Source organism: Streptomyces erythrochromogenes (genome assembly GCF_040684695.1).
In the GTDB taxonomy this organism is placed as follows: Bacteria; Actinomycetota; Actinomycetes; order Streptomycetales; family Streptomycetaceae; genus Streptomyces; species Streptomyces erythrochromogenes_C.
Genome location: NZ_JBFBGM010000006.1, coordinates 231,669 through 256,514 on the forward strand (window position 1 = coordinate 231,669; position 24,846 = coordinate 256,514).

Annotated in this window: 26 protein-coding genes; 9 read left to right on the forward strand and 17 right to left on the reverse strand. The window is 72.7% G+C overall.

What is annotated here, in order from left to right:
- Positions 1-24 precede the first annotated feature (24 nt).
- Positions 25-690: a GOLPH3/VPS74 family protein gene (locus tag AB0O53_RS12935; protein WP_350992139.1), complete on the forward strand. Its 666-nt coding sequence runs from the start codon at positions 25-27 to the stop codon at positions 688-690.
- Here the strand turns inward: AB0O53_RS12935 and AB0O53_RS12940 are convergent.
- The 4 genes from AB0O53_RS12940 to AB0O53_RS12955 form a co-directional block, all read right to left on the reverse strand.
- On the reverse strand, positions 683-1,108 hold the full coding sequence (locus AB0O53_RS12940; protein WP_365195106.1) for a ferrous iron transport protein A: 426 nt from the start codon (positions 1,106-1,108) through the stop codon (positions 683-685). The two genes, AB0O53_RS12935 and AB0O53_RS12940, sit on opposite strands and share 8 nt — an antisense overlap.
- 56 nt (positions 1,109-1,164) lie before the next feature.
- Positions 1,165-2,532: a serine hydrolase domain-containing protein gene (locus AB0O53_RS12945; RefSeq protein ID WP_365195109.1), complete on the reverse strand. Its 1,368-nt coding sequence runs from the start codon at positions 2,530-2,532 to the stop codon at positions 1,165-1,167.
- An 86-nt stretch (positions 2,533-2,618) separates the two neighbouring features.
- Complete coding sequence (locus AB0O53_RS12950; RefSeq protein WP_350992133.1) at positions 2,619-3,167, reverse strand: nucleotide triphosphate diphosphatase NUDT15; 549 nt, start codon at positions 3,165-3,167, stop codon at positions 2,619-2,621.
- Entirely contained in the window at positions 3,164-3,781 is a 618-nt protein-coding gene (locus AB0O53_RS12955; RefSeq protein ID WP_350992131.1) for a helix-turn-helix domain-containing protein, read from the reverse strand. Before AB0O53_RS12955 ends, AB0O53_RS12950 begins: the two co-directional genes overlap by 4 nt.
- A 65-nt stretch (positions 3,782-3,846) precedes the next feature.
- Between AB0O53_RS12955 and AB0O53_RS12960 the strand changes: the two genes are divergently transcribed.
- Both AB0O53_RS12960 and AB0O53_RS12965 read left to right on the forward strand, forming a co-directional pair.
- The gene (locus AB0O53_RS12960; RefSeq protein ID WP_365195112.1) at positions 3,847-4,866 is read left to right on the forward strand and encodes an NAD(P)/FAD-dependent oxidoreductase; all 1,020 of its coding nucleotides are present in this window, start codon (positions 3,847-3,849) and stop codon (positions 4,864-4,866) included.
- Positions 4,867-5,099: 233 nt separating this feature from the next.
- Positions 5,100-6,563 (forward strand): NAD(P)-binding protein, encoded by a 1,464-nt coding sequence (locus AB0O53_RS12965; protein ID WP_365195114.1) that lies wholly within the window; start codon positions 5,100-5,102, stop codon positions 6,561-6,563.
- A 77-nt stretch (positions 6,564-6,640) separates the two neighbouring features.
- Here AB0O53_RS12965 and AB0O53_RS12970 read toward each other — a convergent pair whose 3' ends face one another.
- Positions 6,641-7,708 carry an ATP-dependent DNA ligase gene (locus AB0O53_RS12970; protein WP_365195117.1) on the reverse strand — a complete coding sequence of 356 codons (1,068 nt, stop codon included), beginning with the start codon at positions 7,706-7,708 and terminating at the stop codon, positions 6,641-6,643.
- Positions 7,709-7,783: 75 nt separating this feature from the next.
- On the opposite strand from AB0O53_RS12970, the gene ligD reads away from it, so the two are divergent.
- Together ligD and AB0O53_RS12980 are read left to right on the forward strand one after the other, a co-directional pair.
- A complete protein-coding gene (ligD, locus tag AB0O53_RS12975) occupies positions 7,784-8,803 on the forward strand; it encodes a non-homologous end-joining DNA ligase (protein ID WP_350992125.1) in 1,020 nt (339 codons plus the stop codon).
- Between the two features lie 117 nt (positions 8,804-8,920).
- Complete coding sequence (locus AB0O53_RS12980; protein ID WP_350992123.1) at positions 8,921-9,166, forward strand: WhiB family transcriptional regulator; 246 nt, start codon at positions 8,921-8,923, stop codon at positions 9,164-9,166.
- Between the two features lies 1 nt (position 9,167).
- Here AB0O53_RS12980 and AB0O53_RS12985 read toward each other — a convergent pair whose 3' ends face one another.
- From AB0O53_RS12985 to ssgD, 9 genes are all read right to left on the reverse strand, one after another.
- Positions 9,168-9,755 carry a hypothetical protein gene (locus AB0O53_RS12985; protein WP_365195121.1) on the reverse strand — a complete coding sequence of 196 codons (588 nt, stop codon included), beginning with the start codon at positions 9,753-9,755 and terminating at the stop codon, positions 9,168-9,170.
- On the reverse strand, positions 9,752-10,372 hold the full coding sequence (locus AB0O53_RS12990) for a hypothetical protein (RefSeq protein WP_365195124.1): 621 nt from the start codon (positions 10,370-10,372) through the stop codon (positions 9,752-9,754). Before AB0O53_RS12990 ends, AB0O53_RS12985 begins: the two co-directional genes overlap by 4 nt.
- A complete protein-coding gene (locus AB0O53_RS12995; RefSeq protein WP_365195127.1) occupies positions 10,369-11,505 on the reverse strand; it encodes a hypothetical protein in 1,137 nt (378 codons plus the stop codon). Before AB0O53_RS12995 ends, AB0O53_RS12990 begins: the two co-directional genes overlap by 4 nt.
- Positions 11,498-11,800, reverse strand: coding sequence for a DUF6317 family protein (locus AB0O53_RS13000; RefSeq protein WP_365195130.1), 303 nt, complete (start codon positions 11,798-11,800; stop codon positions 11,498-11,500). Before AB0O53_RS13000 ends, AB0O53_RS12995 begins: the two co-directional genes overlap by 8 nt.
- Positions 11,801-11,872: 72 nt before the next feature.
- The gene (locus AB0O53_RS13005; protein WP_350992113.1) at positions 11,873-12,844 is read right to left on the reverse strand and encodes an acyl-ACP desaturase; all 972 of its coding nucleotides are present in this window, start codon (positions 12,842-12,844) and stop codon (positions 11,873-11,875) included.
- Positions 12,845-13,010: 166 nt separating this feature from the next.
- Positions 13,011-13,250 carry a hypothetical protein gene (locus AB0O53_RS13010; protein WP_350992111.1) on the reverse strand — a complete coding sequence of 80 codons (240 nt, stop codon included), beginning with the start codon at positions 13,248-13,250 and terminating at the stop codon, positions 13,011-13,013.
- Positions 13,251-13,309: 59 nt separating this feature from the next.
- Positions 13,310-14,164, reverse strand: a complete 855-nt coding sequence (locus AB0O53_RS13015) for a helix-turn-helix domain-containing protein (protein ID WP_350992109.1) — start codon at positions 14,162-14,164, stop codon at positions 13,310-13,312.
- 194 nt (positions 14,165-14,358) lie between these two features.
- The gene (locus AB0O53_RS13020) at positions 14,359-15,999 is read right to left on the reverse strand and encodes an ABC-F family ATP-binding cassette domain-containing protein (RefSeq protein WP_365195134.1); all 1,641 of its coding nucleotides are present in this window, start codon (positions 15,997-15,999) and stop codon (positions 14,359-14,361) included.
- Between the two features lie 302 nt (positions 16,000-16,301).
- Positions 16,302-16,718: a spore wall synthesis regulator SsgD gene (gene ssgD / locus AB0O53_RS13025; protein ID WP_350992105.1), complete on the reverse strand. Its 417-nt coding sequence runs from the start codon at positions 16,716-16,718 to the stop codon at positions 16,302-16,304.
- A 379-nt stretch (positions 16,719-17,097) separates the two neighbouring features.
- Here ssgD and AB0O53_RS13030 point away from each other — a divergent pair, with 379 nt between their 5' ends.
- On the forward strand, positions 17,098-18,195 hold the full coding sequence (locus tag AB0O53_RS13030) for a WD40/YVTN/BNR-like repeat-containing protein (RefSeq protein ID WP_403137089.1): 1,098 nt from the start codon (positions 17,098-17,100) through the stop codon (positions 18,193-18,195).
- A gap of 21 nt (positions 18,196-18,216) precedes the next feature.
- Here the strand turns inward: AB0O53_RS13030 and AB0O53_RS13035 are convergent, their stop codons facing one another.
- Positions 18,217-18,516 (reverse strand): YciI family protein, encoded by a 300-nt coding sequence (locus AB0O53_RS13035; RefSeq protein WP_365195138.1) that lies wholly within the window; start codon positions 18,514-18,516, stop codon positions 18,217-18,219.
- A 26-nt stretch (positions 18,517-18,542) separates the two neighbouring features.
- Here AB0O53_RS13035 and AB0O53_RS13040 point away from each other — a divergent pair, with 26 nt between their 5' ends.
- Entirely contained in the window at positions 18,543-19,220 is a 678-nt protein-coding gene (locus tag AB0O53_RS13040) for an endonuclease V (protein WP_365195140.1), read from the forward strand.
- Between the two features lie 9 nt (positions 19,221-19,229).
- Here the strand turns inward: AB0O53_RS13040 and AB0O53_RS13045 are convergent, their stop codons facing one another.
- Both AB0O53_RS13045 and AB0O53_RS13050 read right to left on the reverse strand, forming a co-directional pair.
- Positions 19,230-20,426 carry a saccharopine dehydrogenase family protein gene (locus AB0O53_RS13045; RefSeq protein WP_365195143.1) on the reverse strand — a complete coding sequence of 399 codons (1,197 nt, stop codon included), beginning with the start codon at positions 20,424-20,426 and terminating at the stop codon, positions 19,230-19,232.
- A gap of 237 nt (positions 20,427-20,663) precedes the next feature.
- On the reverse strand, positions 20,664-22,340 hold the full coding sequence (locus tag AB0O53_RS13050) for a PKD domain-containing protein (RefSeq protein WP_365195145.1): 1,677 nt from the start codon (positions 22,338-22,340) through the stop codon (positions 20,664-20,666).
- A gap of 279 nt (positions 22,341-22,619) precedes the next feature.
- Between AB0O53_RS13050 and AB0O53_RS13055 the strand changes: the two genes are divergently transcribed.
- Positions 22,620-23,813, forward strand: coding sequence for a CaiB/BaiF CoA transferase family protein (locus AB0O53_RS13055; RefSeq protein ID WP_365195148.1), 1,194 nt, complete (start codon positions 22,620-22,622; stop codon positions 23,811-23,813).
- Complete coding sequence (locus AB0O53_RS13060) at positions 23,813-24,838, forward strand: LLM class F420-dependent oxidoreductase (RefSeq protein WP_350992092.1); 1,026 nt, start codon at positions 23,813-23,815, stop codon at positions 24,836-24,838. Before AB0O53_RS13055 ends, AB0O53_RS13060 begins: the two co-directional genes overlap by 1 nt.
- Positions 24,839-24,846 lie beyond the last annotated feature (8 nt).

The following is a 24,846-nucleotide window of genomic DNA, read 5'->3' on the forward strand; positions in this document are numbered from 1 at the left end:
GCACAATGACCTGGGGGGACGCACATGGGGACGACGATCACGCTGGCCGAGGAGCTCGTGCTCCTGTCGCTGGACGACGAGTCCGGGGCGGTGAGGCAGCGCCAGGCGCTGGCGCCCGCCCTGGCGGGGGCGATCCTGCTCGAACTGGTCCTGGCGGAACGGGTGTCGATCTCGGGCAAGCACCTGGAGCTCAGGAGCACCGAACCGATCGGGGAGCCCCTGCTCGACGGCCGGCTCCGGCTGATCGAGACCTGGCTGCACCGCCTCGGCCGGCGCCGGGTGGCGGACTGGCTGATGAAGGACTACATGAAGGCGACCACCCCCGTGCTGGAACGCCTCTGTGAGCGGGGGCTGGTGGCGGAGCAGGTGCGCAAGGTGCTGGGGGTGTTCCCCCAGCGGCGCTACCCCGAGGTCGACGGCACGGTCGAGCGCGCCCTGCGGGAGCGGCTGGCCGCGGCGGTCCTCGGTAACGCCCGGCCCGACGACCGCACGGCGGGCCTCATCGCCCTGCTCCACGGAGCGAAACTGCACCGCCTGGCCTTCCCCGACCACAGCCCCGCCGCGGTGAAGCCGAGGATGGCGGAGATAGCCGACGGCCAGTGGGCGGCCGAGGGCGTCCGTGCGGCCGTCCGCGACATGCAGGCCGCCATGGTGGTGATCATGGCGGCCACGGCCGCCGCGGTCAGCTGAGCCGCGTCCGACCCCCGGAAGGCGCCGTTCCCCGGCCGGGGCCGGGGCCGGGGGAAGGGTCTGGCTGTCCGGCGTCCGGCTCCGGCCTCAGGTACCGGCCCCAGATCCGGGCCTTGCGGTAGGGCCCTTGCCCGTCGCTGTCGTACTGCGGGTCGTCGAAGGCGACCCAGTACAGCAGTTCGCCGCCGAGCGCCTGGGCGTGTTCGTTGGGTTCGGGTGCGCCCATGGCATCGATCGTTCCGCGGAACTCCACCTGCCAGGGGCCGTCCCAGTCCGGATCGCGGACCACGGTGACGCGGCTGCCCGGTGGGAGGGCGTCCGAGGGCCAGGACCGCGCCAGAGGCCGGCCGAGAACGTGTTCCACCGCCCGGCGGGCGTCATCCGTGGCGGTGCGGGAGGGGAGCGAGTCGTCCGTCATGGGGCCAGCCTGCCGCACCGCGGCGGACGGGAGCGGGCCGGCCGGCCCGGTGCGGGTCAGTGGGCGCCGGGGAGGGAGAGGCCCGCGTAGACCTGGTCGAGGACGGTCGGCACCATGGCGTTGGCCGTCGTCCGCCCGTCGGGCGCCACGGGCAGGTTCGTCCAGACGACGAGCGTGACGTCGTTGTCCGGGTCGTGCCCCACGAAGGAGTTGAAGCCCGGCAGTTCACCGCCGTGGAAGTACATCGCCGCCTTCGGGCCGAAGCGCTGGTAGGCGATCCCGTACCCGTACTTCTGTCCGTCCGGTGCGGCCGGGTCCTGGGCGCGGGGGCTGTCGAGCCACTGCTTCTGGAGGGCGGGACCCAGCACCTTGCCCGTCGTCAGGGACCGGATCCAGGTGGCCAGGTTCTCGGCGGTGGAGACGGCGCCGCCCGCGGCGTACGCGTAGGACGGGTTCTGGTGGGTGTAGTCCAGCGGCTTGAGCTTCCCGGACTCGGCCGCCTCCCGGACGTCGGCGGGATACGGCTTGTCCGTCAGCGCGTAGGCCGTACCGCCGTACATGTAGCCGTGGGAGGAGGGCGCGGGCAGGGAGGTGTCGTGGATGTCCGGCAGGGAGGTGCCCTTCAGTGCCAGCGGGCCGGTCAGCCGCTCCCGGAACTGCCGCGCCAGGGGCTGCCCGCCCGCCTTCTCCGCGACGAGCCCCAGCAGCACGTAGTTGGTGTTGCTGTACTCGTACGCCGTTCCGGGCGGGAAGTTCGGCGGACGAGAGAAGGCGATCGCCAGCATCTCCCGCGGTGTGCGGGCCTCGGCCGGTTCGGCGTCCAGGGAGGCCGACAGCTGCGGCGCGTCGGTGTAGTTGTAGAGCCCGCTGCGCATCGTGAGCAGCTGGGCGATGGTGATGTGCTGCCCGTTCGGCACACCCGGGACGTAGTCGGACACGGGGTCCGCCAGTCTGAGCCTGCCGTCCTGGGCGAGCAGCAGGACCAGCGCCGACGTCAGGGTCTTGGTGTTGGAGGCGATCCGGAAGCGGGTGTCCGTGGCGGGCGGGTCGGCGGCGCCGAGTTCGGTCGCGCCGACGCTCGCCCGGAAGGTGCCCTGCGGGGTGCGCAGCAGGACCATGGCACCGGGGACCTTCAGCTCCTCGGCCGCGCGTTCCACAGCGGCCTGGAGCGCGTCCGGGTCGATCTGCTTCAGCGCGGACCCGCCGGGGTCCGGGGAGGGGGCGGCCCCCGTCGCCGCCGGTGGGGCGGGCGACGCGGCGCGCGCCTCGGACGGCGCAGCGGAGCCGGGGTCCGGGGGGAGCGCGAACCCTGCCACGAGCAGCGCCGCACACGGCGTCAGCAGAAGGGTGCGGCGGGCGGCTGCTCGTGGTTTCCTCATGTCGGCGTCACGGTCCTCGTGCTCGACGATGAAACGACCGGACAATTCGCCCATTTTATCAGCGGACGGGCCGGCGGGCCCGAGCCGGCCGGCGGGCGTGCGGTGGCTTCCGGCTTCTGGTTTCCGGCCTCTCAGGCGGTCGGTGCCGGGCCCGCCGTCGGGTAGTCGTACGAGGGGACGTGCGGCAGGTCGGTGAGGTCGGGGCGCCAGGCGCGGAGGACCGCCGCCGAGGGGGCGTACAGCGCCGGCGGGATCTCGGCGGGCGAGAACCACTCCCAGCGGGCGATCTTGTGGGGCTCGGTGACGGCGGGTACGCCCTCCGCCGTGGTGGTGACGGCGGCAGCCGTCAGCCGGGTCAGGCCGGACTTCGCGTCGATCTGGACGCACAGGACGCGGACCCCCTCGGGGGCCACCCGCAGGTCCGTCTCCTCCGCGAGCTCCCGGGCGGCGGCCTGCTCGAAGCCCTCCCCGGGGTCGACCTTGCCGCCGGGCAGCTCCCAGCGGCCGTCGTGCGCCTGGCCGAGCAGCACCCGGCCGTCCCGGCCGATGACGACGAGGCCGACGCCGACGACGGCGTTCGGCTGCGGAACGGCCCGCTCGGGCCGCTCGGAGCCGTCGGGCCGCTCGGAGCGTTCGGGGCCTTCGGGGCTTTCGGAGCGTGCGGCGCCGGTGGTGGTCATGGACGTCCTTCCGGAGGAGTGGTGGGCCGGGCGCGGACATGGATCCGCTCGCCCTGGGGGCCGAAGAGGCTGAGGAACTCCGCGGGCTGCGGTCCGGCGTTGCAGAAGGCGTGCGGGGTGCGCGTGTCGAATTCGGCCGCCTCTCCGGGGCCGAGCACGAGGTCGTGTTCCCCGAGGAGCAGCCGGACCCGCCCGGACAGGACGTACAGCCACTCGTAGCCCTCGTGGACCTTCAGCTCGGGTACCGGCGGCGTGCCCTCGACGGGCGGCAGGATCTGCTTGAAGGCGTGCACCCCGCCGAAGTTGCGGGTCAGCGGCACGTAGGTGTGGCCGTGCCGGACGAAGGGGCGCGGGCGGATCCGCGGATCGCCCGTCTCCGGCGCGCCGACCAGCTCGTCGAGCGCCACCCGGTGCGCCTTGGCCAGCGGAAGCAGCAGCTCCAGCGTCGGCCGGCGCTGCCCGGACTCCAGCCGCGAGAGCGTGGAGAGCGAGATGCCGGTGGTCTCGCTGAGCTGGGCCAAGGTGGTGCCGCGCTGCCGGCGCAGGGCCCTCAGCCGCGGGCCCACGGCCGTGAGCACGTCGGCGAGTTCCTCGTCCTGCTTCTCCTGGGCCATGGGTCCATTTGCCGCTTCGGCAAGAACATTTGTCAAATGGCGCATTCGGGCAGACCCTCGCAGACATGGACAACGCAAGGGAAGACTCGTTCGACGTGGTCGTCGTCGGTGGCGGTGCGGCCGGGCTGGCCGGGGCGCTCACCCTGGTCCGTGCACGCCGTTCGGTGCTCGTCATCGACTCCGGCAGCCCGCGCAACGCCCCGGCCGCGCACATGCACGGCTACCTCGGCCTGGACGGGGCGAGCCCGGCCGAGCTGCTCGCCCGAGGACGCGCGGAGGTGGAGGGCTACGGCGGACGGATCCGGCCGGGCACGGCCGTCGCCGCGGACCGGCTGCCCGACGGGAGCTTCCTGGTCCGCTGCGGGGACGGCTCGACCGTGCGGGCGGGGCGGCTGCTGGTCGCCACCGGCCTGGTGGACGAGCTGCCGCCGGTTCCGGGGCTCGGGGAGCGCTGGGGGCGGGACGTGCTGCACTGCCCGTACTGCCACGGCTGGGAGGTCGGTGACGGGCCGGTAGCGGTGCTGGCCGACGGCCCCATGGCCGTGCACCAGGCGCAGATGTGGCGGCACTGGAGCGGGCGGACCACGCTGCTGGCGCACACCTGGCCGCTGGGGGAGGAGGACCGGGAGCTGCTGGAGGCCCTGGGGATCCCGGTCGTCGAGGGCGAGGTGACCGGGCTGGCCGTCGAGGACGACCGGCTGACCGGGGTGACCCTGGCCGGCGGGGCCGAGGTGGAGTGCCGGGCGCTGGTGGTGGCACCGCGGTTCGCCGCCCGTTCGGGAGTCCTGACGAGCCTTGGCCTGCCGACCACGGACGTGACGCGGGACGGCCATGTGATCGGCCGGTGCGTCGAGTCCGATCCGGCCACCGGGGCCACCGCGCTCCGCGGGGTCTGGGCGGCGGGCAACGTGACCGCGCCGCTGGAGAAGGTCGCGGGGGCGGCCGCCCAGGGCGCGCAGGCGGCCGCTGCCATCAACGCCGACCTGATCGAGGAGCGGACCCGGCGGGCGCTGGAGGCCCACCGCGCGGGCGCGGCAGCGCGTGCGGGGGAGGGCGCGGGTGCGGGCGGCCGTGCGGCGGGCTGAGAGTAGGCCGCGGCTGAGGGTACGGGCCGGGGCTGAGGGTACGGGCCGGGGCTGACGGTTCGGGCCGGGGCTGACGGCTCGGGCCGCGGCTTACCGTGCGGGCCTCGGCAGGGCGCGGACCACGCCGCGGCAGCGGCGCGCCGGACAGGTGTGCGGGTTTCGGCCCGCCCCCGTACGCGCAGGCTCTGGGCGGTGTGATCGTCGTACGGTCCAACGGTTCGGGGGGACGTTCCATGGCACATGTACTGGTCATCGGCGGCGGTGTCGGCGGGCTCGCCACCGCCCTGCTCGCGGCGCGGCGCGGACACACGGCAGAGCTGTTCGAGCGCGATGCGCGCGCCCCCGGTACCGCGCTCGACCGTGACTTCTTCGGCTGGCGGCGGCCGACCGTACCGCAGGCGGCCCAGCCGCACGCGCTGCTGGGCGCCGCCCGCAACGTCCTGCGGGACGATCTGCCCGACGTGTACGCCGAGATGCTCCGGCTCGGCGCCCGCGAGCGCCACGAGCTGGACTGGTTCGAGGCACGGCCGCCGGCACGGCCCGGTGACGAGGACCTCGTCATGCTCCAGGCGCGGCGCATCGTGCTGGAGAGCGCGCTGGCCACGGCGCTGCGCGGGGAGCCCGGGGTGGTCGTCCGCCACGGTGAGCCGGTCACGGGACTCACCACCGCGTCCCGGGCCGGGGGTGACCTGGCCGAGGACGCCCCTGGTGCGGGCGACGCGGGCGACGCGGGCGACGCGGGCGACGCGGGCGACGGGATCCGCGTGACCGGAGTGACCACGGGGGCGGGGAGCTACCAGGGGGACCTCGTCGTGGACGCGGGCGGCCGCCGCGGCGGCATCGAGCGCAGGCTCGGCGCGGTGGGCTGCAGGCCGCCCGTCGTGGAACGGCACCGCACGGGGCTCGCCTACTTCTGCCGCTGGTACCGGCTGCCCGAGGGGTTGGACGAGGGGCCGCGGCGGCCCTGGGCGGTGACGGGTGGAGCCTTCGCCGGGTGCGCGGTCTTCCCGGCCGACAACAGGGTCTTCGCCGTGACGCTGTTCGTCCACACCGCCGACACCACGCGCTCGGCGCTGCGCGACCCCGCCGTCTTCGAGCGGGCGGCCCGTTCCTTCCCGCCCGGCGCGGCCTGGCTGGCGCTGGGCGCCGAGCCGCTCTCGGGCGTACTGGCCACGGCGAGCCTGGACAACCGCTGGAGTGCGCTCGTCGACGAGCGCGGTCCGGTGGTGACCGGGCTGGTGCCGGTCGGCGACTCGATCACGCACACCAACCCGACCCTCGGGCAGGGCACCTCCCTCGCGCTGTGGGCGGCCCGCAGGGTGGCCCGTACAGCGCACCGGGACCCGGGGTCGGACCGGTTCGCCGTGGACCACCACGCGTGGGCGGTGCGGACCCTGAAGCCGTGGTTCGACTTCCAGGTGGTCGCCGACGCCGCCATCGGCGAGCGCTTCGCGACGCGGGCGGGGCGTACGGGAACGGCGCGCGAGGTGGCCGCGCTGTTCGACTGCGCGCTGGAGGACCCCGAGGTGATGCGGGCGCGGGCACGGGTCCGGCACCTGGCGGAGCCCCCGGAGCGGGCGTACGCGGATCCGGAGATCCGGGCCCGGGTGGCCCGCTGGCTGGCCGCGCGGCCCGACTACGCGCCGAACGAGGTGGGGCCGGACCGGGAGGAGTGGGAGAAGCTCACGGCGGGCTGACCCGCCGTGCCGGGGGCCGGCGCCCGGCACCCGCTACCCGGCGCCCGGCCTCAGCCGTCCCCCGCCGCCCGCGGGCCTCAGCCGCCCTGTCCGAGCACCTCGGCGAGGTCGTAGCCCACGACCTCCTCCAACTGGGCGTACGTGCAGCTCTCGGGCGTCCGGTCGGTCCGCCAGCGCCGGAACTGCGCGGTGTGCCGGAAGCGGTCCCCCTCCATGTGGTCGTACGCGACCTCGATGACGCGCTCCGGGCGCAGCGGCACCCACGAGAGGTCCTTCTTGCCCGTCCAGCGGCTCTGCGCGCCGGGGAGCCGGGCGCTCTCGTGCGCGGACTCCTCGGCCCAGGCGGCCCAGGGGTGTCCGGTCGGGTCGGGCATCCGCAGGGGTTCGAGCTCCTCCACCATCTCGGCCCGGCGCTTCATGGGGAAGGCGGCGCAGACGCCCACGTGCTGGAGCGTGCCCCGGTCGTCGTGCAGGCCGAGCAGGAGCGATCCGACAATCGGACCGCTCTTGTGGAAACGGAAACCGGCGACGACGACATCGGCGGTACGTTCGTGCTTGATCTTGTACATGAGGCGGGCATCGGGCCGGTAGGGGAGATCGAGCGGTTTGGCGATCACCCCGTCGAGCCCGGCGCCCTCGAACCGCTCGAACCACTCCTGCGCGAGCGCGGGGTCGGTGGTCGCGGGCGCGAGGTGGACGGGGGGCCGTGCGGTGGAGAGGGAGTCGACCAGGGCGGAACGGCGGTCGGTGAGCGGGGCGTCGAGGAGGGCCTTGTCGCCGAGGGCGAGCAGATCGAAGGCGATGAAGCTGGCCGGGGTCGTCTCGGCCAGAAGGGCGACACGGGACTGCGCGGGGTGGATCCGCTCGGTCAGCCGGTCGAAGTCCAGACGTCCGTCGTGGACGATCACGATCTCGCCGTCCACGACGCAGCGGGCGGGCAGATTCGCCCTCAGGGCCTCCACCAGCTCGGGAAAGTACCTGGTCAAGGACTTGCCCGTGCGGCTGCCCACCTCGACCTCGTCGCCGTCGCGGTGCACGACCGCCCGGAAGCCGTCCCACTTGGCCTCGTACTGCATGCCGGGCGGGATCTTCGCCACCGACTTGGCGAGCATGGGCTTGACCGGAGGCATCACTGGCAGATCCATGCCCTCGATTCTGCGGTGGTACGTCCGGACCCGCCCGGTATGCGCCGACGGTCCGGCCCGCCTACGGTGGCGCACATGGGTGCTGCTGGCAATGCGATCGAGCTGGAGGCGGCCGGGCGGACGGTCCGGCTGTCCAACCCGGACAAGGTCTACTTCCCGGAGCGCGGGCTCACCAAGCGGCACGTGGCCGAGTACTACCTGGCGGTCGCGGACGGCATCCTCCGCGCTCTCCGCGACCGGCCGACGACCCTGGAGCGCTATCCCGACGGGGTGGAGGGCGAGTCCTTCTTCCAGAAGCGGGCCCCGAAGAACCTCCCCGACTGGATCCCGACCGCCCACATCGCCTTCCCGAGCGGGCGCACGGCCGACGAGATCTGCCCGACCGAACCCGCCGCCGTGCTGTGGGCGGCCAACCTGGGCTGCCTCACCTTCCACCCCTGGCCCGTACGCCGTGCGGACACCGACCGGCCCGACGAACTGCGCATCGACCTCGACCCCCAGCCGGGCACCGACTACCACCACGCGGTGGCCGCCGCCCACCAACTGCGCGCCCTCCTGGAGGAACTGGGCCTGCGCGGCTGGCCCAAGACCTCCGGCGGCCGGGGCCTGCACGTCTTCGTCCCGATCGAGCCGCGCTGGACCTTCACCGAGGTGCGCCGCTGCGCGATCGCCCTCGGCCGGGAACTGGAGCGCCGCATGCCGGGCAAGGTCACGACGGCCTGGTGGAAGGAGGAACGCGGCGAGCGGATCTTCGTCGACTACAACCAGACGGCGCGGGACCGCACGATCGCCTCCGCCTACTCGGTCCGCCCCCGCCCGCACGCCCCGGTCTCGGCGCCGCTGCGCTGGGACGAGGTGGACGACGCGGAGCCGCGGGACTTCGACATCGTCACGATGCCGGCCCGCTTCGCGGAACTGGGCGATGTGCACGCGGACATGGAGGACCACGCCTTCACCCTGGACGCCGTCCTGGAACTCGCAGCGCGCGACGAACACGAACACGGCCTGGGCGACATGCCGTACCCCCCGGACTACCCGAAGATGCCGGGCGAACCCAAACGAGTCCAGCCCAGCCGCGCCAAACACAAGGACTGACCCACCCGCCGCGGGGGGCCGTTGTCAGTGCGGGATGCGATGCTCCGGAAGGGCTGCATACGGCATGTTGATCAGGCGTATAGCGGACGTCCATCCGCGCTGACCAGTATCGGCGGCATGTCTACGAACACCTCTACCGCAACCACCGACACCTCCGCCTGGTACGAACTCGCCCTGTGCGCCCAGACCGGCCCGGGCTTCTTCTTCCCGGAGCCGGGCTCCTCATTGCGCGATGCGAAGCGGTTGTGCGGGGCGTGCGAGGGGCGGGCGGCATGCCTGGAGTACGCCCTGGCCAATGACGAGCGCTTCGGAGTCTGGGGCGGCCTGTCGGAGTCGGAACGCCTCGCGCTGCGCCGCCGCTGACTCAGGTCCGCGTGGCCTTCCCGCTGGCACGGACCAACCCCACCCGCCGCGCGAGGTCGAACCCCTCGCCACCACACTCCTCGCGCCGCGGCGTGTGGGGCACGACCCGCACGGGGTAATGCCCCCCGACGGGCGACACGACCCCACCGAAACGGGGGTCGCCCGCGAACCAGATCCGGTCCGGGTGGTCGTTCTCCAACTGCGCGAGCGCAATGGGGAACGGAAGGATCCGCAGCGTGGCTGTGAAGTCCTCCCGAAACGGAATGGCGATCGTCGCCGGGCTCCCGGTCACATAGCGGGGATACCGGCACGGCCACTCGCACCAGGGGTAAGCCCGTAGTACGGCCTTGACACGGTGCCGTCTGAAGTAGGCGATGCCCACCCACGGAAGGAAGGTGACCCCGATGATCATGATCATGAGGAAGACGGCCGTCGCCTGGCGCAGGGTTCCGAGTAGAAGGCACGCCAGCGCGATGAGGAAGGGCACGCCGATAGCGCCGAACCAGAGAGCCCTGCGGGTCGTCAGCCGCTTGTACCCGCTTGCTGTTGCGGGGTGATCCCATGCAGCTTTGGCACTCATGAGCTTCACAGGAGCACCTCCAGGATCCGTGAGGCCTGCGGCATGACGGCAGGACCCGGGTTGGGATCGGAGAAGCTGATGGTGTGGGTGATCGCCTCAATGATGTCGGTGTACGCGTCCGCTTGATGGACTGCCGCGCTCGTCAGGTCGAGGACCAGGGCGTGCTGCCCATCCGCATGCCCCGTGACCACTTTGGCTTGAAACAGCTGCTGACCCGTGATCGGGAGGGCGATGGTTCCCGCGGTCAAGTAACAGGGGAGCGCGGAGGGCAGGTCCATCAGTTTCCGCACCGAGGCGGTCCACAACGAGGAATTGGCGACGGCGAGTGCCGTACGGGCCAGGCTGGGGTTGAAATCGCCCCGCCCGGCGGATCGGATCGTCAATGAGAAGAAGGACGTACACACCCCGGTCGGATCGTCCGGGTGCAGTCCGAGCGCAGTGTGCACGACATGATGACCGGTGAGTTCCTCCAGGTCGTCCATGAGCTGCCCGATTGCTCGTTGAGAGTCGGGGTTGCCCAGTGCGCAGACCATCTCGTCCAGGGCTGCTCGATCGTTTGGTGAGACATCATGGAATCCGGGTGGGAGCCGGAACCACACAGCCGGCGGCGCGGCGTCGGGTGTCATGGCCTGACCACCGACCAGGCGAGCTTGGACTTCGCAATGGCAGAGGGAGTGTCGTCCACGACGCCTCGGATGCCGTCCGTTGCGGTCGACGCATGTTCGACGGTCTCGCTGTCAGGGCCATAGTCGAGCACGGCCGTCGTGAACCCTGCAGCGGGCGCTGCCATATTCACAGAGTTCCTCGCAGTGGCGTTCGTCGTATCACGCAGTGCCCAGGTGGCCAGCGGGCTTTCAACTTCCTGAATGGCGAGGCCCGTCGACCACGTCGTACTACGGAAGGTCGTCGCCCCAGCCCCCAGACCCGTCAGCGCACTGGCCTCGGGCGCTGCGGCCATCGCCGCACGGGCGGCTGCAGTGCCCGCCTTGGCGCCGGAAGCGACAGCCGCCACTCCCGGCACTGCTCCGACGGTGTCCCCGAGAAGCGTCACGCTGCTCTTCCAGAAGTCCGCGTCGAACTGGCCCTTGGTGAAACCGTCGGTGAGGGACTTCCGAAATTTCGGGTCGGACGCATGCATGGTCAGCGCCGCCAGGCTCAGGCCTCCCGCAACCAGCATCACGGCGAGGCCAGCCGGGGGGAAGAAGAGGGCTACGCCGGCGCCGATCGCGCCCAGGATCGCCGAGGCGTTGGAGAGGGCGTCCGCCGGGTCTTCGGTGATCTTGTGCCAGATCGAGGCCAGGAGGCCCGGTTCCTTCGGGGCCAGTTTGTCCGTCGCGGCGTTCAGCGTGGCGGCCACGCGGCGGGCCGCCGCCGCGTGTTCGGCGGCGAGTTCGCGGGCCAGGCGGCGGGTGTCGGCGAGGGCCTCCTCCGTCTTGGCCGCCGCGGCGCGGGCCTCGTACCGCGCGGCCAGTTCGCGGTGCGCGACCAGGGTGTCGTGCCAGCCCGTGAGCCGGCGGGCGGCCTCCGCCAGGGAGGTGTGGGCCGAGGCCAGGTAGCGGGGGAGGTCCCGGGAGAGGGAGGCACGGAAGGCGGTCGCCGCCTCGCCCTGCCAGGACGAGCTGTGCGAGACCAGGTCCGTCACCACGCGGGCGGCCTCGTCCAGCGACTTCGCCGACGCGCCGAGCTTCTTCGTCAGGGCGAGGACCGCGCCGGGGTTGCCCGGGGCCGGGTCGAAGCCCAGCGCCGCGTGCTCAGCCATGGGCGGCCGCCGCCCGGAGGAAGGCCGCACGGACGGCCTGCTCCAGCTCGGCGTACTCCGCCGCGCTGCGGTCCACGCCCTCCCGTACGGCCTTGACCCGCTTGGCCAGCTCCCGGGTGCCGTGGGCCCACCGCTCCTGGAAGCCGTCGCACGCCGCATCGAGGTCCGCCGTGCCCAGCTGGTCGGGCCGTACGTGGTCCAGTGCCCGCCGGGCCTCCCGCAGGGAGCTCAGCGAGGAGTCCAGGGCGCGGGTCAAGCGGGTCAACTGGTCGATGTCCACCTGCAGTGACGTCATGACGCGAAACCCTGGCAGAGCGCGGCTCTGCCAGGGCAATCGGCGTCACTCGCCCGAGCGGGCGGAAATCGGTCAGCCCTTGCGGGCGGCGAGACGCGCGGCGCGGGCGGCCAGCTTCTCGTCGAACTTGGTGGCCTCGGTGTTCAGACCGTCCATGAACAGGCCGAGCTCGTCCTGGGCCTTCTGGCCCTCCGGACCGAGGTCCGCGATGTCCATGACCTTGAGGAAGCGCAGGACCGGCGCCAGCACGTCGTCGTGGTGGATCCGCAGGTTGTAGACGCCGCCGATGGCCATCTGCGCGGCCATGCGCTCGAAGCCGGGCATGCCGTGTCCGGGCATCCGGAAGTTGACGACGACGTCCCGCACCGCCTGCATGGTCAGGTCCGGGGCGATCTCGAAGGCCGCGCCCAGCAGGTTGCGGTAGAAGATCATGTGCAGGTTCTCGTCCTGCGCGATGCGCGCCAGCATGCGGTCGCAGACCGGGTCACCGGACTGGTGGCCGGTGTTGCGGTGCGAGATGCGCGTGGCGAGTTCCTGGAAGGCCACGTACGCGACCGAGTGCAGCATGGAGTGCCGGTTGTCGGACTCGAAGCCCTCCGACATGTGCTGCATGCGGAACGCTTCCAGCTTGTCCGGGTCGACGGCGCGCGAGGCCAGCAGGTAGTCGCGCATCACGATGCCGTGGCGGCCCTCCTCGGCCGTCCAGCGGTGCACCCAGGTGCCCCACGCGCCGTTGCGGCCGAAGAGCGTCGCGATCTCGTGGTGGTAGCTGGGGAGGTTGTCCTCGGTCAGCAGGTTCACGACCAGCGCGATCTTGCCGATGTCGGTGACCTTGGACTGCTGCGGGTCCCAGGCTTCGCCGTCCTCGAAGAAGCCCGGGAAGTTCCGGCCCTCGCTCCACGGGACGTACTCGTGGGGCATCCAGTCCTTGGTCACCTTCAGGTGGCGGTTGAGTTCCTTCTCGACCACCTCTTCCAGCGCGTACAGCAGCTTGGCGTCGGTCCACGCCTCCGAGCTGCCGAGGTGGGGAGAGGTGATCGTCACGGGTACTCCTGGGTGCAAAGCGAATTACCTACGGTTCCGTAGCCTACGGAGTCGTAGGTTAAGCGCGACATCAAGGCCAGCCAAGCCCCCAGTGTCTCTATGTCCAGTTACGTCCGGTTATATATGCAGTTTAAGGGGGTCCGTGAGGGGAAGCGACAGGGCGGAATCACGCCAGGAGGTGGTCGGCCGCCCCCGCCTTGACGGCCGACACCAGCGCGCGGAGGGCCTCGACGGAGTCGGACACGTGCGCATCGGACCCCGTCGTTCCGATGTACGCCCGCCCCGCCGCGTCGCGGCCGAAGCGGAAGCAGTTGGCGCCCTCGCTGCAGAACGGCTCCGACCAGGCGATGTCCGTACGGGCGGCCGCGGCCGCAGCCACCTCCGCCTCGAACTCGAAAGTTGTCATGCTCGCTCTCTGGTCTCCTCGGTCTGGCTCGCCGGATGCGGATGCGCACCCGGGTCCCGTCACAGGTCCCGCACGACGGAGTGGATGAAATCGCGGGAGGCGTCCGCCGGCAGCGCCAGGGACCGCAGCCGCCCCAGCAGTCCCCGGTAGCGCGTCAGCTCCGGGTCCGAGCCGACCAGCACCGATCCGTGCGCGCTGTCCAGCTGCACGGTGTCCAGCCGGCTCAGCGCCGCCGCGGCGTACGTGAAGGACTGCCCGGACCCCGGGAGGCCGCCCGCGCTGAACGGGATGACCCGCACCGTCGTGCGTTCCCGCTCCGACTGCCCGAGTACGTGCTCCAGCTGCTGCCTGACCACGCCGGGCCCGCCGAACCGCATCCGCAGCGCCGCCTCGTGCACCAGTGCCTCGTACAGCGGCGGCCGCTCCCGCGCGAACACCTGCTGGCGGCCCATCCGCAGCGCCAGCCGGGCATGCAGCTCAGACGCCGGCAGCGGCGGGTCGGCGGCGCCGAAGACGGCCCGCGCGTGCGCCTCGGTCTGGAGCAGTCCGGGTATGTGCGTGGTCACCGCGGTGTGCAGCCCCGCCGCGTGGTGCTCCAGCTCGCAGATGTCGAGCAGCCCGGGTGGCAGCCCCGGCCTCCGGTGCGGCTCCCACCAGCCCTTCTCCCGCTCCCGCGCCATCGCCGCGAGCAGGTCCACGAGCTCGGGGTCCGGGCAGCCGTAGTGGCCGGCGAGGGTGCGGACGCGTTCGGCGCTGATGCCGATCCGGCCCGACTCGATGTTCGGGATCCGGGTGCGGTCGACCCCGAGCAGCACCGCGGCCCGCTGGACCGAGGTGCCCGACTCCTCGCGGAGTCTGCGCAGCTCCGAGCCGAGGCGCCGCTGCCGGGCGGTGGGTGTGCTCCTGGGTGGCACGGTTCCCCTTCCCGCTGCACCGAGTTCCGCTACGACCTGTAGCGTAAGTCTCACACGGGGCGACCGTCGCGCCCCGTATGACTCACCTCGTGCGGGAAGGGAACCCGCGAACGCCACACCCGGTCACCCGGTCACCCGGTCACCGTGGCACCCGGTCACCGTGTCACCCGGCAGCCGGTGACACGGTCGCCCCGTCAGCCGTGCCACAGTGCCTCCCGGACCTCCTCGGCCGTGGTCGGCCGCAGTTCGCCGTCCAGCATCAGCCAGCGCGTGACCCCGATCGACTCCAGGAACGGCACGTCGTGGCTCGCCACGACGAGAGCGCCCCGGTACGACTCCAGCGCGTCGGTCAGCTGCCGCACGCTCGACAGGTCGAGGTTGTTCGTCGGCTCGTCCAGCATGAGCAGCTGCGGGGCCGGCTCCGCCAGCAGCAGTGCCGCCAGCGCCGCCCGGAACCGTTCGCCCCCCGACAGGGTGCCGGCCGGCCGGTCCGCGCGCCCGCCCCGGAAGAGGAAGTGCGCGAGCCGGGCACGGATCACGTTGTTGGTGGCCTGCGGGGCGAACCGCGCCACGTTCTCCACGACCGAGCGGTCCTCGTCCAGCACGTCGAGCCGTTGCGGCAGGAACCGCGTGGTCACATGGGTCTCGGCCGTCCCGGACTCCGGTGCGAGCTGCCCCGCGATCGTGCGCAGCAGCGTGGTCTTGCCCGAGCCGTTGCGGCCCACCAGCGCGATCCGCTCCGGGCCCCGCACCTCCCACTCGCCCCGTACGCGGGCCCCGTGCGGCAGGTGCAGATCGCCGAGGGTCAGGACGCGCCGCCCGGGCGGGACCAGTGTGGCGGGCAGTTCGATGCGGATCTCGGCGTCGTCGCGGACCGCCTCCACCGCCTGGTCCAGCCGCTCCTTCGCCTGGGCCAGCTTCTCGGTGTGCATGATCCGGTGCTTGCCGGCCGATTCCTGTGCCGCGCGCTTGCGCGCGCCCATCACGATCTTCGGCTCGCGCTTGTTCTCGTACATCTTCTGGCCGTACCGCTTGCGCCGGGCCAGTTTGACCTGGGCGTCGGCCAGTTCGCGCTTCTGCCGCTGCACGTCGGCCTCGGCGACCCGGACCATGCGCTCGGCCGCGTCCTGTTCGGCGGCGAGCATCTCCTCGTAGTCGGTGAAGTTCCCGCCGTACCAGCGGACTTCGCCGTCGCGCAGGTCGGCGATCTGGTCGACCCGCTCCAGCAGCTCGCGGTCATGGCTGACCAGGAGCATCACCCCGGACCAGGACTCGACGGCCGCGTACAGGCGGCTCCGGGCGCGCAGGTCCAGGTTGTTGGTCGGCTCGTCCAGCAGCAGGACGTCGGGACGCTCCAGCAGCAGGGCGGCCAGGCGCAGCAGGACGGATTCGCCGCCCGAGAGCTCGCCGACGGTGCGGTCCAGGCCGATCCGGGCGAGCCCGAGCTGGTCGAGCGTGGCCAGGGCCCGCTCCTCCACGTCCCAGTCGTCGCCGACGGCGGCGAAGTTCGCCTCCGTGGCCTCGCCCGCCTCAATGGCGTGGAGCGCGGCGCGGGCGGTGTGGATGCCGAGCGCCTCGTCCACGCGCAGCGCGGTGTCGAGGGTGACCGTCTGGGGGAGGTGGCCGACCGAGCCGGCGACGGAGGACTGACCGTCGGACGGGGTCAGTTCACCGGCGATCAGCTTCAACAGGGTGGACTTGCCGCTCCCGTTGAGGCCGATCAGGCCGGTGCGTCCGGGGCCGACGGCCAGCTGGAACCCGTCGAACACGGGGGTGCCGTCGGGCCAGTCGAAGGACAGGGCGGAACAGGTGATGAATGCAGGGGCGTGGCTCATGGAGGCCTCCAGGTTGCGTGAGTGGTGCGTGCAACGCGGGGAGACAGCCGACGCTCGGATCGCGGACGCGATCGCGACAGGGGTGGTGGCGGGGGCGGGGACCGTGGCCGTGATGTCGAGGATCACGGGGGTTCTTCACGGTCGCGCCGACCGCGGTGGTCGCGGTGTCGCGGGTGGTCGCGGTGGTCGCGCTGGTCGGTGTCTCGGACCTCAGAAGAGCAACGTCCTGCTCCGTTCGACGGCAATGGGGCGTCAACGAAGCTACGGGCGGCCCCGGCCGCCCGCAAACGAATTACGGCGGGTCAGCAGCTGTCGCGCATGAGCTCGGCCAGGCTGTGGTCCATGTCGAGGTAGAGGTGCTCCAGGCCGGGCGGGACCACCGCCGCGGCCCGCTCCAGGAAGCGGTGCAGCTCGGCGGTCAGCATCAGGACGATCGCGACGCCCTCCACCGCGTGGAACTCGATCGTGGTCCGGTCCCCGTCGTACGGCCGCACCCGCACGTCACCGCAGCCGGACGGGCGGTCCAGCCCGGACTCCAGCAGTTCGCGCGAGAACGTCCACGAGACCTCGACGCCCTCCAGCGTGGCCGGGGCGGGGAAGGCCATGCGCACGGCGAACGGATCCGCCCGGTCGTAACAGAGGGTGACGGGAACGGTCTCGACCTTCGGCGCGGTGGCGACCAGACGGGCCTGCGCGGCCTGCTCGATGACAGTGATCAAGGCTCACTCCCTTGCGGCGGATCTGCTGCCGGACGGCGGGGTGGGGCCCGGCAACCCGATAGACGCCGGAATCGGCAAATCCGTGCATGGGCGTTTGAGTGAGCTGTGTCACCGACTGGCCGGAACCCGTCTGTGTGATCGCACAGAGTGACCGGGTGGGTGGAGGTGCGCGAAGGCGGGGCGGCGTGCTGAGCGATGCCCGGGGGCTCGCCAGAAGGGCCGGTTGTCGCTCACTCCACAGGAGCAACGCTCGGCAGGAAGGGCCGGTGCGGGAGTGGGCGGTGAGGCGGAGGCGTGGCGGCCGGGACGCCCTCTGGACGGGCGGATCGGGGGTGCGTTAGCTTCCGGCGCCATGAGACTTCTGGATGCTGGAATTGGCATGTGCGCGGCAATTCTTGCGGTCGGGGTGCTCGCCGGCCCCGCGCACGCCGAAGAGCAGGGCCCGGGAGAACGGCAGGGCCCGGGAGAACGGCAGGGCCTGGGACAGGACGTGCGCGCGGCCGGCTGGGCGCTCAAGGACACCGGCCGGACCGCCCGCTTCCGGGGACTCGCCGCGGTCAGCCGGACGACGGCCTGGGTCGCCGGCTCCCGGGGGACCGTGCTGCGCACGCTCGACGGCGGCCGCAGCTGGCAGGACGTCTCGCCGCCCGGTGCGGTCGCGGAGCAGCTCGAACTGCGCGACATCGAGGCCTTTGACGCCCGCCGCGCGGTGGCCCTGTCCATCGGCGAGGGCGAGGCGTCCCGGGTGCTGCGCACCGAGGACGGGGGCGCCACCTGGACCGAGACCTTCCGCAACCCTGACCCGCGTGCCTTCTACGACTGCCTGACCTTCTTCGACGCCCGGCACGGGCTGGCCATGAGCGATCCGGTGGACGGGAAGTTCCGCATCCTGTCCACGGACGACGGCGGCCGCACCTGGCGGGTGCTGCCCGGCGCGGGCATGCCCGACGCCCTGCCGGGCGAGGCGGGCTTCGCCGCGAGCGGCCAGTGCCTGGTCAGCGCGGGCCCGCGCGATGTCTGGCTGGCCACCGGCGGCGGGGCGAGCGCACGGGTCCTGCACTCCGCGGACCGCGGCCGGACCTGGCGGGTGGCCGACTCCACCGTTCCGGCGGGAGATCCCGCACGAGGGGTCTTCGCGCTCGCCTTCCGGGACCGGACGAGGGGCCTCGCCGTGGGCGGCGACTACCGCACCGCAGAGGCCTCCCCGCGGGCCGCGGCGGTCTCCGCGGACGGGGGCCGCACCTGGCGCCAGGCGAAGACCCCGCCGCCGGCGTACCGTTCGGGCGCGGCCTGGTACCCGTACAGTGCGGGGACGGCCCTCGCGGTCGGGCCCACGGGAACGGACGTGACCACGGACGGGGGCCGCACCTGGCGCCCGCTGGACGCCGGATCCTTCGACACCGTCGACTGCGCGGCCGACACGGGCTGTTGGGCGGCGGGGGAGAAGGGCCGGGTGGCACGGCTGGAACGCCGCTGACCCGCCGACGCCGGATCCGGTCTAGGTGACCGGGTTCTCCCGGACCGTCGCGAGGTCCGCCGAGGTCTTCGTGGCGAGGAACTCGGTGATGCGGTAGGCGCAGACGCCCGCGACCGCGAAGGGGTCCTCGGTCGCGATCTTCTCGATCTCGGCCCGGGACACCCCCGCGGCGAGGATGACGCCCCCCTCGCGCGGGACCTTGCGTCCCGACGCGAGGAAGACGCCGGCGGCGTAGTAGCCGTCCAGCCAGGCGATGTGGGCGTCCATCTGCTCCTCGACGGCTTCGAGGGGCGCGGTGTAGGTGAGCTCCATGACGAACATGATCGCCAGGCTACCCTCGGTCCATCATGACGAGTGTGAAGACCCCCGCCGACGAGGCCGAGGCCCGGGCGATACAGGACGAACTGCGCCACCGCGTCGTGCTCGGCGAGCCCGGCCCACCGCCCGGCCGCGGGCTGGTGGCCGGGGTGGACGTCGCCTACGACGACGCGCGCGACCTGGTCGCCGCCGCGGCCGTGGTGCTCGACGCCGCCACCCTGGAGGTCGTCGAGGAGGCCACCGCCGTCGGGCACGTCAGCTTCCCCTACGTGCCGGGGCTGCTCGCCTTCCGCGAGCTGCCGACCGTACTGGCCGCCCTCGACGCCCTGACCGCCGAGCCCGCCCTCGTGGTCTGCGACGGCTACGGCCTCGCCCACCCGCGCGGCTTCGGCCTCGCGTGCCACCTGGGGGTGGTCACCGGGCTCCCCACCATCGGCGTCGCGAAGAACCCGTTCACCTTCACCTACGAGGAGCCGGGCACCCGGCGGGGCGAGGCCTCCGCGCTGGTCGCCGCCGACGGCGCCGAGGTCGGGCGGGCCCTGCGCACGCAGGACGCGGTCAAGCCGGTGTACGTCTCCGTCGGGCACAAGGTGTCGCTCGACAACGCCTGTGCGCACGCGCTGGCCCTGAGCCCTCGCTTCCGGATCCCGGAGACCACCCGCCACGCCGACTCGCTGTGCCGCAGGGCGCTGCGGGAGGCCTCCTGACCCGGCCCGTCAGCGGGCGTCGGCCACCCGGAAGACGATCCCCGCCTTCTGCAGGCGGTCGATGAGGGCGTCGCCCATCGCGACGGCGGTCGTCACCTGCCCGGCGGTCTCCGGCAGGGCGTCGTGGGCCAGGCAGAGCGCCGACTCCGCCAGCATCTTCGCGGTCTCGCCATAGCCCGGGTCGCCGCCCGACACCTCGGTGAGGACGCGCCGGCCGCCGCCCTCGCCCACGAACCGCACGGTGAACCAGCTGCGCGCCCGCCGCTCCGCGTCCGGACCCCGGCCGGGCTCCCAGCGGTTCATCAGCCACCGCCGGGCCGGCGGCACCTGTGCCAGGGCCGCCGTCGCGCCGACCGCCGCCGTGCCGCCCAGTGCGACGGGCAGGTGCTTGACGGAGGCGTAGTGCCGGTAGCGGAAGTCCGGGCCGTAGCGCTCCAGTGCGGCCGCCGACCGGGTCACGATCCGAGGGTCCAGCGAGGGCAGCGGAAGCGCCCAGGTGCCGGTTTCGCGGCTGAACCGCGGCACGCCCAGCGGGCCGCGCGCCCGGCGCCCCAGCAGCCGCGGCTCGTGCAGGCGGCGGGCCTGCGCGGCCGACAGGGTCTGGGGGCCGCGGCCCAGCGCGGTCAGCGCGGAGGCCAGGGTCCCGCCGGAGAAGAAGGCGTTGGACCGCATGAACCCGTCGACCGCCAGCGGGACCCCCTGCGGCAGCTGCCGGACCGTGAAGTACGCGCCGAGGTCGGCCGGGATCGAGTCGAAGCCGCAGGCGTGCACGAGCCGGGCGCCGCTCTCGCGGGCCCGCGCGTCGTGCTCCACGTACATCCGGTCCACGAACTCCGGCTCGCCGGTGAGGTCGACGTAGTCCGTGCCCGCCTCGGCGCAGGCGGCCACGAGCCCGGCCCCGTACCAGACGTACGGTCCCACGGTCGTGGCCAGCACCCGGGTGGACGCGGCCAGTTCGCGTACGGCGGCGTCCTGGGCGTCGGCCCGCAGCAGCGGCACTGCGGCGCACGCGGGATCGATTGCGGCCAGCCGCTCGCGCAGCCGCTCCAGCTTCGTGAGGTCCCGGCCGGCGAGGGCCCACCGGCAGCCGGCCGGCGCGTGGGCGGCGAGGTACTCGGCGGTCAGCGCCCCGACGAACCCGGTGGCGCCGAAGAGCACGACGTCGTAGGCCCGTTCCGGTCGGTCCTGCGGGACCCCTGCGTTCATGAGAGCTCCTCCGAGTGGTGGTGTGGGGGTGGTGCGGGTGGCCGAGGCTAGCGCGCGGATCGGGCGTCCGCGCGGGCAGGTGTCGGCCAGATGTCGGCAGGTGCCGCACGGCTGCGGCGGGACGCCGGCCGGGTGTGGCGGGACGCCGGACGGCCCGTCACGACGACGGCGCCCCGGGAACGGCCGTGCGGCCGCGCCCGGGGCGCCGTGGGGTCCACCTGTCGGTGGATCAGTGGATCAGTCCTGCTGGTACAGCCCGAAGAGGTCGACGATCAGGTCGACGTCGTCCCAGCCCCGGTTCCAGAGGTCGATGATGCCGTTGCTGCCGGTGCTCGCCTGGACCAGGTTCGGGACGGTGGCGCCCTTCGTCCAGTTCAGGTTGGAGGAGTTCGGCGGCGTCGGCCACATCTCCGTCTCGTTGATGTAGTCGTCGAGGGAGTTCGGGTCCGGGGTGACCGTGAGGTACCCGTCGCCCTCCGGGTTGGTGACCGTGGAGTTCAGCACGAAGCCCGTGATGCTCGGGTCGTCGTACGACAGCGGCATGTAGATGTAGCTCTGGCCCCACAGCTTCCCGTAGACCGGGTCCTGGGGGTCGCGGGTGTCCAGCAGACGCTCGGGCGTGAACGGCCGGAAGGCGCCCTTGCTGTCGGCGCTGTAGTAGCCGACGACGTCGACGATGACGTCGGTGCCCGCCCAGGCGCCGTTGAAGACGCTGATCTTGCCGTCCCCGCTGACGGGGACGATCACCGAGTTGGCGATCGTCTGGCCCGGGGTGAAGTTCAGGTTGGACGCGGTCGGGGTGGCGCCGCCGCCCGGGAAGACCGACAGGTGGCCGGCCTCCTTCGGGTTGGTGACCGTCACGTTCAGCGCGACGGCGCTGATGCCGCTCGGCACGCCGCGCAGGCCGCTGATCTGGGTGGAGAAGGTCTTGCGGCCGCCGAGCTGGCCCCGCGCGGTGCCGAGGCCCTCGCGGGTGTCGACGAAGCGGGACGGGGTGACCGGCGTGTAACCGCTGGACTCGGTCTTGGAGAAGTAGCCGGTGACGTCGGCGATCAGGTCGACCGGGGCGCCGCCGCGGTTGGCGATCTCGACGTAGCCGTTCTTGCCGACCTTCACGATGACCAGGTTCGGAACGCTCTGGCGGGCCTTGTAGTTGACGTTCGACGTGGTCGGACGCTCGGTGCCCTCGGGGAAGGCGGTGATGTGGCCTTCGGTCGAGGTGTTGGTGACCGTGATGTTGAGGACGACGGCGGTGACGTTGGCAGGGATCCCGCCGTTGCCGCCGACCTTCACACGGGTCGAGCTGTACGGCTGGACCATGCCCATCGGCGCGCCGGTCCCGTTGCGGGTGTCCAGCAGGCGGGTGGGGGCGTACGGGGTGAAGTCCGCGCCGACGGTGACGAAGACGACCTCGTTGACGGCCGAGACGTTGTTCGCGGCGTCCGTCACGGTGACCTTCACCGTGTAGGAGCCGACCTCGGCGTAGGTGTGGGCCGTGGTCCGGTTGTCGGATCCGAAGGCGTCGAAGACGTCCGACTTGCCGTCGCCCCAGCTGACGGTGACCTTGAGCGCGGTGTCCGCGCTCGTGATGGCGGTGTCCACCTCGGCACCGTGCGCCGTGACGCCGTAGGCGGTCAGGCCGACCGCGAGGTTCGGGTTGGCGGAGGCGTCGGACTGCGCCGCGGCCGCACCGGTCTTGGCGGACGGGGCGGCGGCCTTGCGGACCGTGCGGTCCGCGGGGCTGCTGAACGTGTTGTTCTTGGACGTCGCCTCCTTGCCGAGGCCGAGGTCCAGGTCCGGCGCGGTGGTGCCGCGTGCGTCCGGCTTGGCCGGGTCTGCCTGGGCGACGCCCGGAATGAGACCAACGCCTGCCGCGATCGCGGCAGCGGAAATTACAAGACGGCGACGGCGCACCGATCCCCCACTTATCTGATTGAACGCTTGATCAGCTCGAAAGCTCGTTCAGAGTACAGAGTCACGGGACGATCTATCAGGGGGGTGCGCCCCCGGATCCCGGGCTCTTCCCGGAGAACTGGAACTGCTGCTTCCGGCCGATCCCGCCGGAGCCCGGCCCGGGGGCTTGTGCTCGGTGGAACACGTTCCTAGCATCACCGGTGTTACATCAGTTGTGTCACACAGCCGCACGCCAGGCGCACCAGGCACACCACCCACACCGCAGACGATGGGGGCTCGATGGCAGTGACAGGGAACGGGGCCGCCACGGGCGCGGGCAAGGGCCCGGACGCGGGCACGGGTGCCGGGACGGCGAGCGCCGGCGGCCCGCTCGCCGGAGTGCGCGTCGTCGAGCTGGCCGGCATCGGCCCGGGACCCTTCGCCGCCATGCTCCTCGCCGACCTGGGGGCGGACGTCGTACGGGTGGACCGGCCCGGCGGCGGCGGACTCGCCGTCGACCCCGCCTACGACATCACCAACCGCGGCAAGCGCTCCGTCCTGGTCGACCTCAAGTCCGCCGACGGGCCCGCCCGCGTACTGGACCTGGTCGAGCGGGCCGACGTCCTCGTCGAGGGCTTCCGGCCCGGGGTCGCAGAGCGGCTCGGCGTGGGCCCGGCCGAGTGCCACGCCCGCAACCCCCGCCTCGTCTACGGGCGGATGACCGGCTGGGGCCAGGAGGGCCCGCTCGCGCACACCGCGGGCCACGACATCGCCTACATCGCCGTCACCGGGGCCCTCGGCATGATCGGCGCCCCCGGAGAGCCCCCCGCCGTCCCGGCCAACCTGGTCGGGGACTACGCGGGAGGCTCGCTCTACCTGGTGATCGGCGTCCTCGCCGCCCTCCAGCACGCCCGGGCCACCGGCACCGGCCAGGTCGTCGACGCGGCCATCGTCGACGGCACCGCCCACCTCACCGCCATGATCCACGGGATGATGGCGGCGGGCGGCTGGCAGGACCGCCGCGGCGCCAACCTCCTCGACGGCGGCTGCCCCTTCTACGGCACCTACGAGACCTCCGACGGCGGGTACATGGCGGTCGGAGCGCTGGAGCAGCAGTTCTACGACACCTTCACGGAACTCCTCGGCATCGCCGAAGGGGCACCGGCCCGCAAGGACGTCGCCCGCTGGGGCGAGCTGCGCGAGGCCGTCGCCGCACGCTTCCGGACCCGTACGCGCGAGGAGTGGACGGCGGTCTTCGAGGGCACCGACGCCTGCGTGGCCCCGGTGCTGTCGCTGCGCGAGGCTCCCGGCCACCCCCACCTCGCCGCCCGGGGCACCTTCACGGACTTCGGCGGGATCGTCCAGCCCGCACCCGCCCCGCGGTTCTCCGCGACCCCCGCCGCCGTCACCACGGGCCCCGCCCTGCCGGGCGCCCACACCGAGTCGGTGGCGGCCGACTGGGACGTACCGGCCCTGCTCCCGAAAGAGGCCTGATGGAACTGTCGATGATGCTCGACTACGCGGGGGACCCGCGCCGGGCCGCGGACGAGGCGGCCGCGCTGGAGTCCGCCGGCCTCGACGCCGTGTGGGTGGCCGAGGCCTGGGGCTTCGACTCCCCGACGATCATGGGCTACCTCGCCGCCCGCACCGAGCGGCTGAAGATCGGCTCGGCGATCATCAACGTCTACTCGCGAACCCCCGGGCTGATCGCGCAGACGGCCGCCGGACTGGACGCCCTCTCGGGCGGCCGGGCGATCCTCGGGCTCGGGGCCTCGGGCCCGCAGGTCGTCGAGGGCTGGCACGGGAAGCCGTACGACAAGCCGCTCGGCCGCACCCGCGAGACGGTCGAGCTGTGCCGGCGCATCTGGCGCCGCGAGACGATCGACCACCACGGCATCACGGACATGCCGCTGCCGCCGGAGAAGGGCGGCCGGCACGGCAAACCGCTGAAGATCCTCACCCGGCCCGTGCGCGACGCGATCCCCGTCCACATCGCCTCGCTCGGCCCGGCCAATGTCGCGCTGACCGCCGAGATCGCGGACGGCTGGCTGCCCACGCTCTTCATCCCCGAGAAGGCCGCCGCGGTGTGGGGCGGCCCGCTCGCGGAGGGGACGGCCCGGCGGTCGCCGGAACTCGGCCCGCTGCAGACCGTCGCGGGCGGACTGCTCGCCATCGGGGAGGACGCGGCCGCCGTACGGGAACGCGCCCGCCCGCAGATCGCCCTCTACGTCGGCGGCATGGGCGCGGTCGGCAAGAACTTCTACAACGACCTCGCGGTCGCCTACGGCTACGAGGAGGAGGCCCGGAAGATCCAGGAGCTCTACCTCGCCGGACGCACGCGCGACGCCGCGGCCGCCGTCCCCGAGGAGTTCTGCGAGCTGATGACGCTGTGCGGGCCCGAGGGCTACGTGCGCGAGCGCGTCGAGGCCTTCCGCGAGGCGGGCGTCACCATGCTCAACGTCACACCCGTCGGCCCCGAGCCGGCCCGTCTGATCGAAACCGTCAAGAGCTGGCTCTAGGGGGCCCC